Origin of the sequence: Pseudomonas sp. CBC3, from assembly GCF_037967085.1 — a bacterium.
GTDB lineage: Bacteria > Pseudomonadota > Gammaproteobacteria > Pseudomonadales > Pseudomonadaceae > Stutzerimonas.
The window spans coordinates 1-16,526 of record NZ_JBANEO010000010.1; the positions used below are offsets into that span (position 1 = coordinate 1).

General features: G+C 58.1%; 13 protein-coding genes and 1 tRNA gene. All 14 read left to right on the forward strand.

Going from position 1 to position 16,526, the window contains the following annotated elements; genetic code table 11:
- Window positions 1-587 (forward strand): EF-Tu C-terminal domain-related protein (locus tag V6943_RS19980; protein WP_340555114.1); only part of this gene is annotated, 587 nt, incomplete at its 5' end.
- A 52-nt stretch (window positions 588-639) separates the two neighbouring features.
- Window positions 640-715 (forward strand) — tRNA-Trp (locus V6943_RS19985).
- A gap of 43 nt (window positions 716-758) precedes the next feature.
- On the forward strand, window positions 759-1,127 hold the full coding sequence (gene secE / locus V6943_RS19990; RefSeq protein WP_131651945.1) for a preprotein translocase subunit SecE: 369 nt from the start codon (window positions 759-761) through the stop codon (window positions 1,125-1,127).
- Between the two features lie 9 nt (window positions 1,128-1,136).
- Window positions 1,137-1,670, forward strand: a complete 534-nt coding sequence (gene nusG / locus V6943_RS19995) for a transcription termination/antitermination protein NusG (protein ID WP_131651944.1) — start codon at window positions 1,137-1,139, stop codon at window positions 1,668-1,670.
- Window positions 1,671-1,781: 111 nt separating this feature from the next.
- Window positions 1,782-2,213, forward strand: coding sequence for a 50S ribosomal protein L11 (gene rplK, locus V6943_RS20000; RefSeq protein WP_125840149.1), 432 nt, complete (start codon window positions 1,782-1,784; stop codon window positions 2,211-2,213).
- A complete protein-coding gene (gene rplA, locus V6943_RS20005; RefSeq protein ID WP_131651943.1) occupies window positions 2,213-2,908 on the forward strand; it encodes a 50S ribosomal protein L1 in 696 nt (231 codons plus the stop codon). Before rplK ends, rplA begins: the two co-directional genes overlap by 1 nt.
- A 207-nt stretch (window positions 2,909-3,115) precedes the next feature.
- A complete protein-coding gene (gene rplJ / locus V6943_RS20010; RefSeq protein ID WP_014854237.1) occupies window positions 3,116-3,616 on the forward strand; it encodes a 50S ribosomal protein L10 in 501 nt (166 codons plus the stop codon).
- Window positions 3,617-3,691: 75 nt separating this feature from the next.
- On the forward strand, window positions 3,692-4,060 hold the full coding sequence (gene rplL, locus V6943_RS20015) for a 50S ribosomal protein L7/L12 (RefSeq protein ID WP_131651953.1): 369 nt from the start codon (window positions 3,692-3,694) through the stop codon (window positions 4,058-4,060).
- 220 nt (window positions 4,061-4,280) lie between these two features.
- Entirely contained in the window at window positions 4,281-8,351 is a 4,071-nt protein-coding gene (rpoB, locus tag V6943_RS20020) for a DNA-directed RNA polymerase subunit beta (protein WP_131651942.1), read from the forward strand.
- A 61-nt stretch (window positions 8,352-8,412) separates the two neighbouring features.
- A complete protein-coding gene (gene rpoC / locus V6943_RS20025) occupies window positions 8,413-12,612 on the forward strand; it encodes a DNA-directed RNA polymerase subunit beta' (protein ID WP_131651941.1) in 4,200 nt (1,399 codons plus the stop codon).
- A 140-nt stretch (window positions 12,613-12,752) separates the two neighbouring features.
- Window positions 12,753-13,124, forward strand: coding sequence for a 30S ribosomal protein S12 (gene rpsL, locus V6943_RS20030; RefSeq protein ID WP_025240342.1), 372 nt, complete (start codon window positions 12,753-12,755; stop codon window positions 13,122-13,124).
- Between the two features lie 98 nt (window positions 13,125-13,222).
- Window positions 13,223-13,693: a 30S ribosomal protein S7 gene (gene rpsG / locus V6943_RS20035; RefSeq protein ID WP_019342051.1), complete on the forward strand. Its 471-nt coding sequence runs from the start codon at window positions 13,223-13,225 to the stop codon at window positions 13,691-13,693.
- A gap of 30 nt (window positions 13,694-13,723) precedes the next feature.
- Window positions 13,724-15,853, forward strand: a complete 2,130-nt coding sequence (gene fusA, locus V6943_RS20040) for an elongation factor G (RefSeq protein WP_131651940.1) — start codon at window positions 13,724-13,726, stop codon at window positions 15,851-15,853.
- Window positions 15,854-15,883: 30 nt separating this feature from the next.
- Window positions 15,884-16,526, forward strand: a 643-nt coding sequence (locus V6943_RS20045; RefSeq protein WP_340555136.1) for a GTP-binding protein, incomplete at its 3' end; no start/stop codon positions are given.

Below are 16,526 nucleotides of genomic sequence, written 5' to 3' on the forward strand. Positions count from 1 at the left end.
TCCCCGAGCCTGAGCGTGCCATCGACAAGCCGTTCCTGATGCCGATCGAAGACGTGTTCTCGATCTCTGGCCGCGGTACCGTTGTTACTGGTCGTGTCGAGCGTGGCATCGTCAAGGTCCAGGAAGAAATCGAGATCGTTGGTATCCGTGCCACGACCAAGACTACCTGCACCGGCGTTGAAATGTTCCGCAAGCTGCTCGACGAAGGTCGTGCTGGTGAGAACGTTGGCGTGCTGCTGCGCGGCACCAAGCGTGATGACGTCGAGCGTGGTCAGGTTTTGGCCAAGCCGGGCACCATCAAGCCGCACACCAAGTTCGAAGGCGAAGTCTACGTCCTGAGCAAGGAAGAAGGTGGGCGTCACACTCCGTTCTTCAAGGGCTACCGTCCGCAGTTCTACTTCCGTACCACTGACGTGACCGGTAACTGCGAGCTGCCGGAAGGCGTGGAAATGGTCATGCCGGGCGACAACATCAAGATGGTTGTCACCCTGATCGCTCCGATCGCCATGGAAGACGGCCTGCGCTTCGCGATTCGCGAAGGTGGCCGTACCGTCGGTGCCGGCGTGGTTGCCAAGATCATCGAATAATCGTTTGATCTGTTTCAATCGGGTCGGCATAATAGTCGGCCTGACTCTTGTTAGGCCAGTAGCTCAATTGGCAGAGCGGCGGTCTCCAAAACCGCAGGTTGGGGGTTCGATTCCCTCCTGGCCTGCCAACTTCAATATCGAATTTGGCAGTTTTTTACAGGGTTCTCGCAGATGAATGTCAAAGCAGAAGCCAAAGACACGCGCTTCGATTTGGTGAAGTGGTTTGTTGTTGCTGCTTTGGTGGTCGTGGCTGTCGTGGGTAATCAGTACTACGCTGCGGAGCCGATTCTGTATAGGGTTATTGCCCTTCTTGTCGTTGCGGTCGTCGCTGCTTTGGTTGCGCTGCAGACATCAAAAGGTCGTGCTTTCTTCGTTCTGCTGAAGGAAGCGCGCGTCGAGATTCGCAAAGTCGTTTGGCCGACCCGTCAAGAAACCACTCAGACCACATTGATTGTTTTGGCGGTCGTGCTGGTTATGGCGCTGCTGTTGTGGGGGTTGGATTCCCTGCTCGGTTGGCTGGTTTCTATGGTCGTAGGTTAAGGGTGTCCCGTGGCTAAGCGTTGGTATGTGGTTCATGCTTACTCGGGTTACGAGAAGCATGTCATGCGCTCGCTGATCGAGCGCGTCAAGCTTGCCGGTATGGAAGAGCATTTCGGCGAGATTCTGGTCCCCACCGAAGAAGTCGTGGAGATGCGTAACGGGCAGAAGCGCAAAAGTGAGCGCAAGTTCTTTCCTGGGTATGTGCTGGTGCAGATGGACATGGCCGAGGGTGCGTGGCACCTGGTCAAGGACACGCCGCGAGTGATGGGCTTCATTGGTGGTACGGCGGACAAGCCTGCGCCCATTACCGACAAGGAAGCTGAGGCCATTCTGCGTCGTGTTGCTGACGGTAGCGACAAGCCCAAGCCGAAAACCTTGTTCGAGCCTGGCGAGGTTGTGCGTGTCGCGGATGGTCCATTCGCAGATTTCAATGGTGTGGTTGAAGAAGTCAACTACGAGAAGAGCCGTATTCAGGTGGCTGTTCTTATCTTCGGTCGCTCTACGCCGGTAGAGTTGGAGTTCAGTCAGGTCGAGAAGGTCTAACTGAAGAAAGTATCCCCACCCCGCAGCTAGCCGCTGCGGGGTTTTGTCGTCACTGGGATAAACAAGTAAACAGGGGAGCCGAAAGGCGCTTGAACCCGTAACGGAGTAGCTATGGCTAAGAAGATTCAAGCTTATATCAAGCTTCAGGTAAAGGCCGGTCAGGCCAACCCGTCGCCGCCGGTCGGCCCTGCACTGGGTCAGCATGGCGTGAACATCATGGAGTTCTGCAAGGCGTTCAACGCCCGCACCCAAGGCCAAGAGCCTGGTCTGCCGACTCCTGTGATTATCACTGTTTACAGCGATCGCAGCTTCACGTTTGAAACCAAGAGCACTCCGGCAGCTGTGCTGCTGAAGAAAGCTGCTGGCGTCACCAGCGGTTCGGCTCGTCCCAACACCCAGAAGGTCGGCACTGTTACCCGTGCCCAGCTGGAAGAGATCGCCAAGACCAAGCAGGCTGATCTGACCGCTGCCGAAATGGAAGCTGCCGTACGGACCATCGCTGGTTCGGCTCGCAGCATGGGCCTGAACGTGGAGGGCGTGTAATGGCTAAGTTGACCAAGCGTCAGAAGACAATTGCCCAGAAGATCGAAGCGGGCAAGCAGTACGGTTTTGAAGAGGCTGCAACCTTGCTGTCCGAACTGTCGGCCGTCAAGTTCACCGAATCCTTCGACATCGCCATCAACCTGGGTGTGGATCCGCGTAAATCCGACCAGGTCGTTCGTGGTGCAACCGTTCTGCCGAACGGTACCGGCAAGACCGTTCGCGTAGCCGTATTCACCCAAGGTCCGGGCGCGGAAGCTGCTCTAGCTGCCGGCGCTGATCGCGTTGGCATGGACGAGCTGGCTGCCGAAATGAAAGGCGGCGACCTGAACTATGACGTGGTCATCGCTTCCCCGGACGCGATGCGCGTTGTCGGTCAGCTGGGCCAGATCCTTGGTCCGCGTGGCCTGATGCCGAACCCCAAGGTCGGTACCGTGACTCCGGACGTTGCGACCGCAGTCAAGAATGCCAAGGCTGGTCAGGTTCGTTTCCGCACTGACAAGAACGGCATCATCCACAGCTCCGTGGGCAAGGTTGGTTTTGAGGCCGGTCAGCTCAAGCAGAACGTTGAGGCGCTGCTGTCCGACCTCAAGCGTCTGAAGCCGTCCACTTCAAAAGGTATTTACGTCAAGCGCGTGACCCTGAGCACCACCATGGGTCCGGGACTGGTCATCGACCAGGCTTCCCTCGACGCGTAAGACGATCCGCTCCGGTAATCGGGGCGGTGCAAGATTGGGGTCCCTGCCTGGCGGGGGCTATCCAAGACCGTAGGCGGCGCAAGCCTTAAACCGTTGAAGCTCGCTTCTTCAAGCCTACGCAGAGGTGCTCCCGATTCGTACCGAATCAGACACCAAAACCCGTCCGGTTTCGACCGGATGAACCGGTAACATCCAGGAGTAAAACCCGTGGCAATCAAACTCGAAGACAAGAAGGCCATCGTCGCTGAAGTCAACGAGGCTGCCAGTGCTGCCCTGTCCGCTGTCGTGGCTGATGCCCGTGGCGTGACCGTAGGGGCCATGACCGGACTCCGTAAAGAGGCCCGCGAAGCCGGCGTTTACGTACGTGTCGTACGTAACACCCTGCTCAAGCGCGCCGTTGAAGGCACTCAGTTCGACGTGCTCAACGACGTGTTCAAAGGCCCGACCCTTATCGCATTCTCCAATGAGCATCCGGGCGCTGCTGCCCGTATCTTTAAGGAATTTGCCAAGGGTCAGGACAAGTTCGAGATCAAGGCCGCTGCGTTCGAGGGTCAGTTCCTCGCAGCCAATCAGATCGACGTGCTGGCAACCCTGCCGACCTACGACGAAGCCATTTCGCAGCTGATGAGCGTGATTCAAGGCGCTACCAGCAAGCTGGCTCGTACTCTGGCGGCCGTTCGCGACCAGAAGGAAGCCGCTGCCGCTTAAGGCGTGCGTGGTTCTTTCCAATCTCTTTTGAATTAGATGGCCGCAGGCCGTCACCTATATACAGGAACTAGAGTCATGGCTCTGACCAACGAAGATATCATCAACGCCGTTTCCGAAATGTCCGTGATGCAGGTTGTTGAACTGATCAAGGCAATGGAAGAAAAGTTCGGCGTTACTGCTGCTGCCGCGACCGTTGCTGCAGCTGGCCCGGCCGCTGCTGCTGCTGAAGAGCAGACCGAGTTCAACGTTATGCTGCTTGAAGCTGGCGACAAGAAAGTGAACGTGATCAAGGCCGTTCGCGAGCTGACCGGCCTGGGCCTGAAAGAAGCCAAGGCCGTTGTTGATGGCGCCCCTGGCGTGGTCAAGGAAGGCGTCTCCAAGGACGAAGCGGAAGCAGCCAAGAAGGCTCTGGAAGAGGCTGGCGCCAAAGTCGAGCTCAAGTAAGCGCCGACCTTGCGTCTACAGCCGAAGCGACTCGCGTAAGGCTGACGGCTGGTGGCTTTTGCCACCGGCCTTTTTCCGTTATAGCTGCGCGATGTTTGTCGGGCGGCTGGACTGGAAAAGCCGCTCCGATGGGCGGCGCGAATCATGGGATTCGCAAGATTTTCTGGCTGCTCCCGTCGGGAGAAGCCAAACAAGCAGGTGACCAAGCTGGGGAACGCTGATGGCTTACTCATACACTGAGAAAAAACGAATCCGCAAGGACTTTAGCAAGTTACCGCACGTGATGGACGTGCCGTATCTTTTGGCCATCCAGCTGGATTCGTATCGCGAATTCCTGCAGGCGGGAGCGACAAAGGATCAGTTCCGCGATATTGGCTTGCACGCAGCCTTCAAATCCGTTTTTCCGATTATCAGCTATTCCGGCAATGCAGCGCTGGAGTACGTCGGCTACCGCCTCGGCGAGCCGGCATTTGACGTCAAGGAGTGCGTGCTGCGCGGCGTGACCTTTGCGGTTCCGCTGCGAGTCAAGGTGCGCCTGATCATTTTCGACAAGGAATCGTCGAGCAAGGCAATCAAGGACATCAAAGAACAGGAAGTCTACATGGGGGAAATCCCCCTGATGACAGAGAACGGTACCTTCATCATCAACGGTACCGAGCGCGTCATCGTCTCCCAGTTGCACCGCTCGCCGGGTGTCTTCTTCGACCACGACCGTGGCAAGACTCATAGCTCAGGCAAGCTGCTGTATTCCGCGCGCATCATTCCTTATCGCGGTTCCTGGCTAGACTTCGAGTTCGATCCGAAGGATGCCGTATTCGTGCGTATCGACCGCCGCCGCAAGTTGCCTGCCTCGGTATTGCTGCGCGCGCTGAGCTACAGCACCGAAGAAATCCTCGACGCCTTCTACGACACCAACGTCTTCCACGTGAAGGGTGAATTGCTCTCGCTCGAGCTGGTCGCGCAGCGTCTGCGCGGCGAGATCGCGTCGTTCGACATCACCGACGGAAGCGGCAAGGTCATCGTCGAACAAGGTCGTCGTATCACTGCTCGCCATATCAATCAGCTCGACAAGTCCGGCATCAAGGAACTCGAGATGCCGATGGACTACGTGCTGGGCCGCACTGTGGCCAAGGCGATCGTGCATCCGGCGACTGGCGAGATCATCGCCGAGTGCAACACCGAGCTGACCGTCGAAGTGCTGGCCAAGATCGTCAAGGCGCAGGTGGTCCGCTTCGAGACCCTATATACCAACGACATCGATTGTGGTCCGTTCATCTCCGACACCTTGAAGATCGATTCGACCACCAATCAGCTCGAAGCGCTGGTCGAAATTTATCGCATGATGCGTCCTGGCGAGCCGCCAACCAAGGACGCCGCTGAGACGCTGTTCAACAACCTGTTCTTCGCCTCTGAGCGTTACGATCTGTCAGCTGTCGGCCGGATGAAGTTTAACCGCCGTATCGGTCGCGCCGAGATCGAAGGTTCCGGCGTGCTGAGCCGCGAGGACATCGTTGCCGTGCTCAAGACCCTGGTCGATATCCGTAACGGCAAGGGCATCGTCGACGACATCGACCACTTGGGTAACCGCCGCGTACGTTGCGTCGGCGAAATGGCCGAGAATCAGTTTCGTGTTGGCCTGGTGCGCGTCGAGCGTGCGGTCAAGGAACGTCTGTCCATGGCTGAAAGCGAAGGCCTGATGCCGCAGGACCTGATCAACGCCAAGCCGGTTGCGGCGGCGGTGAAGGAGTTCTTCGGTTCCAGCCAGCTGTCGCAGTTCATGGACCAGAACAACCCGCTGTCCGAGATCACTCACAAGCGCCGCGTCTCCGCACTCGGCCCAGGTGGTCTGACCCGCGAGCGTGCCGGCTTCGAAGTGCGTGACGTACACCCGACCCATTACGGTCGCGTCTGCCCGATCGAAACCCCTGAAGGTCCGAACATCGGTCTGATCAACTCGCTGGCCGCCTATGCGCGCACCAACCAGTACGGCTTCCTGGAAAGCCCGTACCGTGTGGTCAAGGAAGGCGAAGTCACAGATGAAATCGTATTCCTGTCAGCCATCGAAGAGGCTGACCATGTGATTGCCCAGGCCAGCGCCAAGCTGGAAGGCCGCAAGCTGGTCGACGAGCTGGTTGCCGTGCGCCACTTGAACGAATTCACCGTCAAGGCGCCGGAAGACGTGACGCTGATGGACGTATCGCCGAAGCAGGTGGTTTCCGTCGCAGCCTCGCTGATCCCGTTCCTTGAGCACGACGACGCCAACCGCGCACTCATGGGCTCCAACATGCAGCGTCAGGCTGTGCCGACTCTGCGTTCGGACAAGCCGCTGGTAGGCACCGGGATGGAGCGCAACGTAGCGCGGGACTCCGGCGTCTGCGTGGTCGCTCGCCGTGGCGGTGTCATCGATTCGGTCGATGCCAGTCGCGTGGTCGTGCGCGTTCATGATGATGAGGTTGAGACGGGCGAAGCCGGTGTCGATATCTACAACCTGACCAAATACACCCGTTCCAACCAAAACACCTGCATCAACCAGCGTCCGCTGGTGAGCAAGGGTGATGTGGTCGAGCGTGGTGACATCATGGCTGACGGCCCGTCCACCGATATGGGTGAGCTGGCACTGGGGCAGAACATGCGCGTCGCGTTCATGCCCTGGAACGGCTACAACTTCGAGGACTCCATCCTCCTGTCGGAGCGCGTGGTTCAGGAGGATCGCTTCACCACCATTCACATTCAGGAGCTGACCTGCGTATCGCGTGATACCAAACTCGGCCCAGAGGAAATCACTGCGGATATCCCCAACGTGGGTGAAGCTGCGCTGAACAAGCTGGACGAGGCGGGCATCGTATACGTGGGTGCCGAAGTCGGTCCGGGCGACATTCTGGTGGGCAAGGTCACGCCGAAGGGCGAAACCCAGCTGACGCCGGAAGAGAAACTGCTACGTGCGATCTTCGGTGAGAAGGCATCCGACGTGAAGGACACCTCCCTGCGTGTGCCAACCGGCACGAAGGGCACTGTCATCGACGTGCAGGTGTTCATCCGTGACGGCGTGGAGCGCGACTCGCGCGCGCTGGCCATCGAGAAGATGCAGCTCGACGAGATCCGCAAGGACCTCAACGAGGAGTTCCGCATCGTCGAGGGCGCCACCTTCGAGCGTCTGCGTTCGGCCCTGGTCGGCGCGACCGCCGAAGGTGGCGCAGGCCTGAAGAAGGGCGCCGTGATTACCGACGAGATCCTTGACGGTCTCGAGCATGGTCAGTGGTTCAAGTTGCGCATGGCCGACGACGCGCTCAACGAGCAGTTGGAAAAGGCCCAGGCCTACATTTCCGACCGTCGCGTGCTGCTCGACGACAAGTTCGAAGACAAGAAGCGCAAGCTGCAGCAGGGCGATGACCTAGCGCCGGGCGTGCTGAAGATCGTCAAGGTCTACCTGGCTATCAAACGTCGCATCCAGCCGGGCGACAAGATGGCGGGTCGCCACGGTAACAAGGGTGTAGTCTCGGTGATCATGCCGGTGGAAGACATGCCGCACGATGCCAACGGTACACCGGTGGATATCGTACTGAACCCGCTGGGCGTACCTTCGCGGATGAACGTCGGTCAGATCCTTGAAACCCACCTGGGCCTCGCGGCCAAGGGCTTGGGCGAGAAGATCAACCTGATGCTCGAAGAGCAGCGCAAGGTTGCCGAGCTGCGCAAGTTCCTGCATGAGATCTACAACGAGATCGGCGGTCGTCAGGAAAGCCTGGACGATCTGAACGATCAGGAAGTGCTCGACCTGGCCAGCAATCTGCGCAAGGGTGTGCCTATGGCCACTCCGGTGTTCGATGGGGCCAAGGAGCGCGAGATCAAGGCCATGCTGAAACTGGCCGATCTGCCGGAAAGCGGCCAGATGCAGCTGTTCGATGGACGTACCGGCAACAAGTTCGAGCGCACCACTACCGTCGGCTACATGTACATGCTCAAGCTCAACCACCTGGTCGACGACAAGATGCATGCGCGTTCTACCGGTTCCTACAGCCTGGTTACCCAGCAGCCGCTGGGTGGTAAGGCACAGTTCGGTGGTCAGCGTTTCGGGGAGATGGAGGTCTGGGCGCTGGAAGCCTACGGCGCGGCCTACACCCTGCAGGAAATGCTGACCGTCAAGTCGGACGACGTGAACGGTCGGACCAAGATGTACAAGAACATCGTGGACGGCGATCACCGCATGGAGCCGGGTATGCCGGAGTCCTTCAACGTACTGATCAAAGAGATCCGTTCGTTGGGTATCGACATCGATCTGGAAACCGAATAACACGCGACGCATATCGGGAGTGAACGTTGGTTCGCTCCCTGCTCCGCTGGGAGGAAAGGCCTTGAAAGACCTGCTGAATCTATTGAAAAACCAGGGTCAAATCGAAGAGTTCGATGCCATCAAGATCGCGTTGGCGTCGCCCGAGATGATCCGTTCCTGGTCCTTCGGTGAAGTGAAGAAACCGGAGACCATCAACTACCGTACGTTCAAGCCTGAGCGCGACGGCCTGTTCTGCGCCAAGATCTTTGGTCCGGTCAAGGACTACGAGTGCCTGTGCGGCAAGTACAAGCGCCTCAAGCACCGCGGTGTGATCTGCGAGAAGTGCGGCGTTGAAGTTGCGCTTGCCAAGGTGCGCCGTGAGCGCATGGCGCACATCGAACTGGCTTCGCCGGTCGCTCACATCTGGTTCCTGAAGTCGCTGCCGTCCCGTATCGGTCTGCTGCTGGACATGACCCTGCGTGATATCGAGCGCGTGCTCTATTTCGAGAGCTACGTGGTAATCGATCCGGGCATGACCACGCTCGAAAAAGGCCAGCTGTTGAACGACGAGCAGTACTTCGAAGCGCTCGAAGAGTTCGGTGACGACTTCGACGCCCGCATGGGTGCCGAAGCCGTGCGCGAGCTGCTGCACGAAATCGACCTGGAGCACGAGATTGGTCGCCTGCGTGAAGAGATTCCGCAGACCAACTCGGAAACCAAGATCAAGAAGCTATCCAAGCGTCTCAAGCTGATGGAAGCCTTCCATGGCTCGGGAAACCTGCCCGAGTGGATGGTGCTTACCGTTCTGCCGGTGCTGCCGCCGGATCTGCGTCCGCTGGTTCCTCTGGATGGCGGCCGCTTCGCGACCTCCGATCTGAATGATCTGTATCGCCGCGTCATCAACCGTAACAACCGCCTCAAGCGCCTGCTCGATCTGTCCGCGCCGGACATCATCGTGCGCAACGAAAAGCGCATGCTGCAGGAAGCGGTCGACGCGCTGCTGGACAACGGCCGTCGCGGCCGTGCCATTACCGGTTCGAACAAGCGCCCGCTGAAATCCCTGGCCGACATGATCAAGGGCAAGCAGGGTCGTTTCCGTCAGAACCTGCTGGGCAAGCGCGTGGACTATTCCGGTCGTTCGGTTATCACCGTCGGCCCGACCCTGCGTCTGCACCAGTGCGGCTTGCCAAAGAAGATGGCCCTCGAGCTGTTCAAACCGTTCATTTTCGGCAAGCTGGAAATGCGCGGCATGGCGACCACCATCAAGGCCGCCAAGAAGATGGTCGAGCGCGAGCTGCCTGAAGTTTGGGACGTTCTCGCCGAAGTCATCCGCGAACATCCCGTGCTGCTCAACCGTGCGCCGACCCTGCACCGTCTGGGTATCCAGGCGTTCGAGCCGGTGCTGATCGAAGGTAAAGCGATCCAGCTGCACCCGCTGGTCTGTGCGGCGTACAACGCCGACTTCGACGGTGACCAGATGGCCGTTCACGTCCCGCTGACGCTGGAAGCCCAGCTCGAAGCGCGTGCGCTGATGATGTCGACCAACAACATCCTCTCGCCCGCTAACGGCGAGCCGATCATCGTGCCGTCGCAGGACGTGGTACTGGGTCTGTATTACATGACCCGCGAAGCCATCAATGCCAAAGGCGAAGGCCGGGTGTTCGCCGATCTGCAGGAAGTCGACCGCGTGTTCCGCGCCGGTGAGGCTTCTCTGCACGCGCGGGTCAAGGTGCGCATCAACGAGACCATCAAGGATCGTGACGGCTCCATTACCCGGAACACTCGCATCGTCGACACCACCGTCGGCCGTGCTCTGCTGTTCCAGATCGTTCCGGCCGGCATGGCGTTCGATGTGGTCAACCAGCCGATGAAGAAAAAGGCGATCTCCAAGCTGATCAACCTGTGCTATCGCACGGTGGGTCTGAAGGACACCGTCATCTTCGCCGACCAGCTGATGTACACCGGTTTCGCCTACTCGACTATCTCCGGTGTATCGATCGGCGTGAACGACTTCGTCATCCCCGATGAAAAGGCGCACATCATCGACGCGGCAACCGAGGAAGTGAAGGAGATCGAGAGCCAGTACGCGTCCGGCCTGGTGACCCAGGGCGAGAAGTACAACAAGGTGATCGACCTCTGGTCCAAGGCCAACGACGAAGTTTCCAAGGCGATGATGGCCAACCTCTCGAAAGAGAAGGTCATCGACCGTGACGGCAACGAAGCCGAGCAGGATTCGTTCAACTCGATGTACATGATGGCCGACTCGGGTGCGCGGGGTTCCGCTGCCCAGATCCGCCAGCTGGCCGGTATGCGTGGCCTGATGGCCAAGCCGGACGGCTCTATCATCGAGACGCCGATTACCGCGAACTTCCGTGAGGGCCTGAACGTACTCCAGTACTTCATCTCCACCCACGGTGCTCGTAAAGGTCTGGCCGATACCGCTCTGAAAACCGCGAACTCCGGTTATCTGACCCGTCGTCTGGTCGACGTGGCGCAGGATCTGGTAGTGACCGAGATCGACTGCGGAACCGAACAAGGCCTGCACATGACCCCTCACATCGAAGGCGGCGACGTGGTCGAGCCGCTGGGCGAGCGTGTGCTGGGGCGTGTGATTGCGCGTGATGTTCTCAAGCCGGGCACTGACGACGTGCTGGTGCCGGCGGGCACCTTGATCGACGAGCAATGGGTCGATTTCATCGAGCTGAACAGCATCGACGAAGTGATTGTGCGCTCGCCGATTTCCTGTGAAACCCGTTACGGCATTTGTGCCAAGTGCTACGGTCGCGATCTGGCGCGCGGGCATCAGGTGAACATCGGTGAAGCCGTTGGCGTCATCGCGGCGCAATCCATTGGTGAGCCGGGTACTCAGCTCACCATGCGTACCTTCCACATCGGTGGTGCGGCGAGCCGGACCTCGGCTGTCGACAACGTGATGGTGAAGAATGGCGGTACCATTCGCCTGCATAACCTCAAGTACGTAGAGCGTGCCGATGGCGCTCTGGTTGCCGTTTCCCGCTCCGGTGAGCTGGCTGTGGCAGATGACTATGGGCGCGAGCGCGAGCGCTACAAGCTGCCTTACGGTGCGGTGATTTCCATCAAGGAAGGCGACAAAGTGGATGCCGGTGCGGTGGTCGCAAAATGGGATCCGCACACCCACCCGATCGTCACCGAGATGAAGGGTGTCGTGACCTTCGTCGGAATGGAAGAAAACATCACCATCAAGCGTCAGACCGACGAGCTTACCGGTTTGACCAACATCGAGGTGATGGATCCGAAGGATCGCCCGGCCTCAGGCAAAGACATTCGTCCGGCTATCAAAATGGTCGACGCCAGTGGTAAGGAGTTGTTGCTGCCGGGTACCGACGTGCCAGCCCAGTACTTCCTTCCAGCCAACGCGCTGGTCGGGGTGGCGGATGGTGCTGAGATCAACGTCGGTGACGTTATCGCGCGTATCCCGCAGGAGACCTCTAAGACCCGTGACATCACCGGTGGTCTGCCGCGTGTTGCCGACCTATTCGAAGCGCGCCGTCCGAAGGAGCCATCGATCCTGGCGGAAATCAGCGGCACCATTTCGTTCGGCAAGGAAACCAAGGGCAAGCGCCGCTTGGTCATCACGCCAACCGATGGCACCGATCCTTACGAGGAGCTGATTCCAAAGTGGCGTCACCTCAACGTCTTCGAAGGCGAGCAGGTGAATAAGGGCGAAGTGATCTCTGACGGTCCGAGCAACCCGCACGACATCCTGCGTCTGCTGGGCGTTAGTGCGCTGGCCAAGTACATCGTCAACGAGATTCAAGACGTGTACCGCTTGCAGGGCGTGAAGATCAACGACAAGCACATCGAGACCATCCTGAGGCAGATGCTGCGCAAGGTTGAAGTGGCTGAGTCGGGTGACTCCAGCTTCATCAAGGGCGATCAGATGGAGCTGACTCAGGTACTGGAAGAGAACGAGCGCCTGTCCATGGAGGACAAGTTCGTTTCTAAATACGTACGAGTGCTTCTGGGGATCACCAAGGCGTCGTTGTCAACCGAGTCGTTCATCTCCGCGGCGTCGTTCCAGGAGACCACTCGCGTGCTGACGGAAGCGGCGGTTACTGGCAAGCGCGACTACCTGCGTGGTTTGAAGGAGAACGTGGTTGTGGGTCGCCTGATCCCGGCCGGTACCGGCCTGCAGTATCACAGCGAGCGCAAGCGCAAGCGCGATGCTGAAAAGCCGGTTCGTGTGAGTGCTGATGAAGTGGAAGCGGCGCTGACCGAAGCGCTGAATTTCAGCGGCAACTGACTTGAGGTTAGTCCCGATGCAAATCGGGGCGCGCCTTGACGGGGTGTGGGAAGCTCTTTAGACTCTTGTACCCCTAATTTGGCGGGGCTTTATGCTCTGCCATTTTCGTTTGTGTCGAAAGACAACAGTGGAGCTAGTAGATGGCAACGATTAACCAGCTGGTACGCCAGCCGCGCAAGCGCGTCGTCGAGAAGAGCGACGTCCCTGCGCTGCAGAACTGCCCGCAACGCCGTGGCGTGTGCACTCGTGTGTACACCACCACGCCAAAGAAACCGAACTCTGCGCTGCGTAAAGTATGCCGTGTTCGCCTGACCAATGGTTTTGAAGTCGCTTCCTACATCGGTGGTGAAGGTCACAACCTGCAAGAGCACAGTGTCGTGCTGATCCGTGGCGGTCGTGTAAAAGACCTTCCGGGTGTGCGCTATCACACCGTGCGCGGTTCGCTGGATACCTCCGGTGTCAAGGATCGTAAACAGGGCCGTTCCAAGTACGGCACCAAGCGTCCGAAGTAACCGTATTTTCATTTTATTTGAGTCGATAAGAGTAAGGTCGGGCGTAACCTCGCCGTTACAGTCCCGAGCTAACCTGAAGACCGTTTGAGGGCTTATCAATGCCAAGACGTCGTGTAGCAGCCAAGCGCGAGATCCTTGACGATCCGAAATACGGAAGTCTGATCCTGGCCAAATTCATGAACCACGTGATGGAGAGCGGCAAAAAAGCCGTCGCAGAACGTATCGTTTATGGTGCCTTGGAAAAGGTTAAAGAGCGTAAGAACACCGATCCCCTGGAAATCTTCGAAAAAGCACTCGACGCCATCGCTCCGCTGGTCGAAGTGAAGTCGCGCCGCGTAGGTGGTGCGACTTACCAGGTTCCGGTCGAGGTTCGTCCTTCCCGTCGTAACGCTCTGGCGATGCGCTGGCTGGTGGACGCTGCGCGCAAGCGTGGTGAGAAGTCCATGGCTCTGCGTTTGGCCGGCGAACTGTCGGATGCGTTTGAAGGCAAGGGAGCTGCTGTGAAGAAGCGTGAAGACGTGCACCGTATGGCTGAAGCCAACAAAGCGTTCTCGCACTACCGTTTCTAATTCTGGCACCACTCAACTTGCGAGGGCTTTATGGCTCGTAACACAGCAATTAACCGCTACCGTAACATTGGTATTTGTGCGCACGTTGATGCGGGCAAGACCACGACGACTGAGCGGATCCTGTTCTACACAGGTCTCAGCCATAAAATGGGTGAGGTGCATGACGGTGCGGCTACTACTGACTGGATGGTGCAGGAGCAGGAGCGCGGTATCACCATTACCTCCGCTGCTGTTACCACTTTCTGGAAGGGCTCAGCCGGTCAGTACGACAACTATCGCGTAAACGTCATCGATACCCCTGGCCACGTTGACTTCACCATCGAAGTAGAGCGTTCGCTGCGTGTGCTCGACGGCGCTGTCGTGGTGTTCTGCGGCACCTCGGGTGTTGAGCCGCAGTCCGAAACCGTATGGCGTCAGGCCAACAAGTACGGCGTTCCGCGTGTTGTGTACGTGAACAAGATGGACCGTGCGGGTGCAAACTTCCTGCGCGTCGTCGCTCAGATCAAGAATCGTCTGGGTCACACTCCAGTACCGATTCAGCTGGCTATTGGTTCGGAAGATAGCTTCCAGGGCCAGGTCGACCTGCTCAAGATGAAGGCTATCTACTGGAACGACGACGATAAAGGCACCACCTATCGTGAGGAAGAAATTCCTGCCGATATGCTGGAGCTGGCGGAAGAGTGGCGCTCCAACATGGTTGAGGCGGCTGCCGAGTCCAGTGAAGAGCTGATGAACAAGTACTTGGAAGGCGAAGAGCTGACCGTCGAAGAGATCAAGGCTGGTTTGCGCGCGCGCACCATTGCCAACGAGATCGTTCCGGCTGTCTGTGGTTCTTCCTTCAAGAACAAGGGTGTTCCTCTGGTTCTCGACGCCGTTATCGAGTTCCTGCCTGCTCCGACCGAGATTCCTGCGATCAAGGGTATTCATCCGGACATCATCGACAAGCCTAAAGAAGAGCTCGCTGATGCTGACTTTGATGAGCGTCATGCGGACGATGATGAGCCGTTCTCGGCTCTGGCGTTCAAGATTGCCACCGACCCGTTCGTTGGTACTTTGACCTTCGTGCGTGTCTACTCGGGTGTCCTAGCCTCGGGCGACTCGGTGATCAACTCGGTCAAGGGCAAGAAAGAGCGCGTTGGTCGTATGGTGCAGATGCATGCGAACCAGCGTGAAGAGATCAAAGAAGTGCGCGCTGGCGACATCGCTGCTCTGATCGGCATGAAGGACGTCACTACCGGTGACACCCTATGCAACGCTGACAAGCCGATCATTCTTGAGCGTATGGACTTCCCGGAGCCGGTTATCTCGGTAGCAGTAGAGCCGAAAACCAAGGCTGACCAGGAGAAGATGGGTATCGCACTGGGCAAGCTCGCTCAGGAAGACCCGTCGTTCCGTGTCAAGACCGATGAAGAAACCGGCCAGACGATCATCTCTGGCATGGGTGAGCTGCACCTGGATATCCTTGTTGATCGCATGAAGCGCGAGTTCAACGTCGAAGCCAACATCGGTAAGCCGCAGGTTTCCTACCGCGAGAAGATCACCAAGAACTGCGAAATCGAAGGCAAGTTTGTGCGCCAGTCCGGTGGTCGTGGTCAGTTCGGTCATTGCTGGATCCGCTTTGCGCCGGCAGACGAAGGTCAGGAAGGACTGGTATTCGTGAACGAGGTCGTGGGCGGTGTGGTTCCTAAGGAATACATCCCGGCTATCCAGAAGGGTATCGAGGAGCAGATGAAGAACGGCGTTGTTGCCGGTTATCCGCTCATTGGCCTAAAGGCGACCGTTTTCGACGGTTCCTACCATGATGTCGACTCCAACGAGATGGCGTTCAAAGTGGCGGCTTCTATGGCAACCAAGCAGCTGGCCCAGAAGGGCGGTGGAGTGGTGCTCGAGCCGATCATGAAGGTAGAAGTGGTAACCCCTGAGGACTACATGGGTGACGTGATGGGTGATCTCAATCGTCGTCGCGGCCTGATTCAGGGAATGGAAGATACGGTTACTGGTAAGGTAATCCGTGCCGAGGTTCCGCTGGGTGAAATGTTCGGTTATGCGACTGACGTTCGGTCTATGTCCCAGGGTCGTGCAAGCTACTCCATGGAATTCTCCAAGTACTCCGAGGCTCCGTCGAATATCGTCGAAGCACTGGTTAAAAAACAAGGTTGATTCAGCCCTTTAAGTAAGAGGTTTACTGTCGTGGCTAAAGAAAAATTCGAACGTAACAAACCGCACCTGAACGTCGGCACCATTGGTCACGTCGACCATGGCAAGACTACCCTGACTGCAGCGCTGACCAAGGTCTGTGCTGAGACTTGGGGTGGTTCGGCGCGTGACTTCTCGCAGATCGACAATGCGCCGGAAGAGAAGGCTCGTGGTATCACCATCAACACCTCCCACGTTGAATATGATTCCTCGATCCGTCACTACGCTCACGTTGACTGCCCGGGCCACGCTGACTATGTGAAGAACATGATCACCGGAGCCGCGCAGATGGACGGCGCTATCCTGGTTTGCTCCGCTGCTGACGGCCCCATGCCGCAGACTCGTGAGCATATCCTGCTGTCCCGTCAGGTTGGTGTTCCCTACATCGTCGTGTTCCTGAATAAGGCCGACATGGTTGACGACGCCGAGTTGCTGGAATTGGTCGAGATGGAAGTTCGCGACCTGCTGTCGACCTATGACTTCCCGGGCGATGACACTCCGATCATCATCGGCTCCGCGCTCATGGCGCTGAACGGTCAGGATGACAACGAAATGGGTGTGTCGGCCGTGCGCAAGCTGGTCGAAACTCTGGATGCCTACATCCCCGAGCCTGAGCGTGCCATCGACAAGCCGTTCC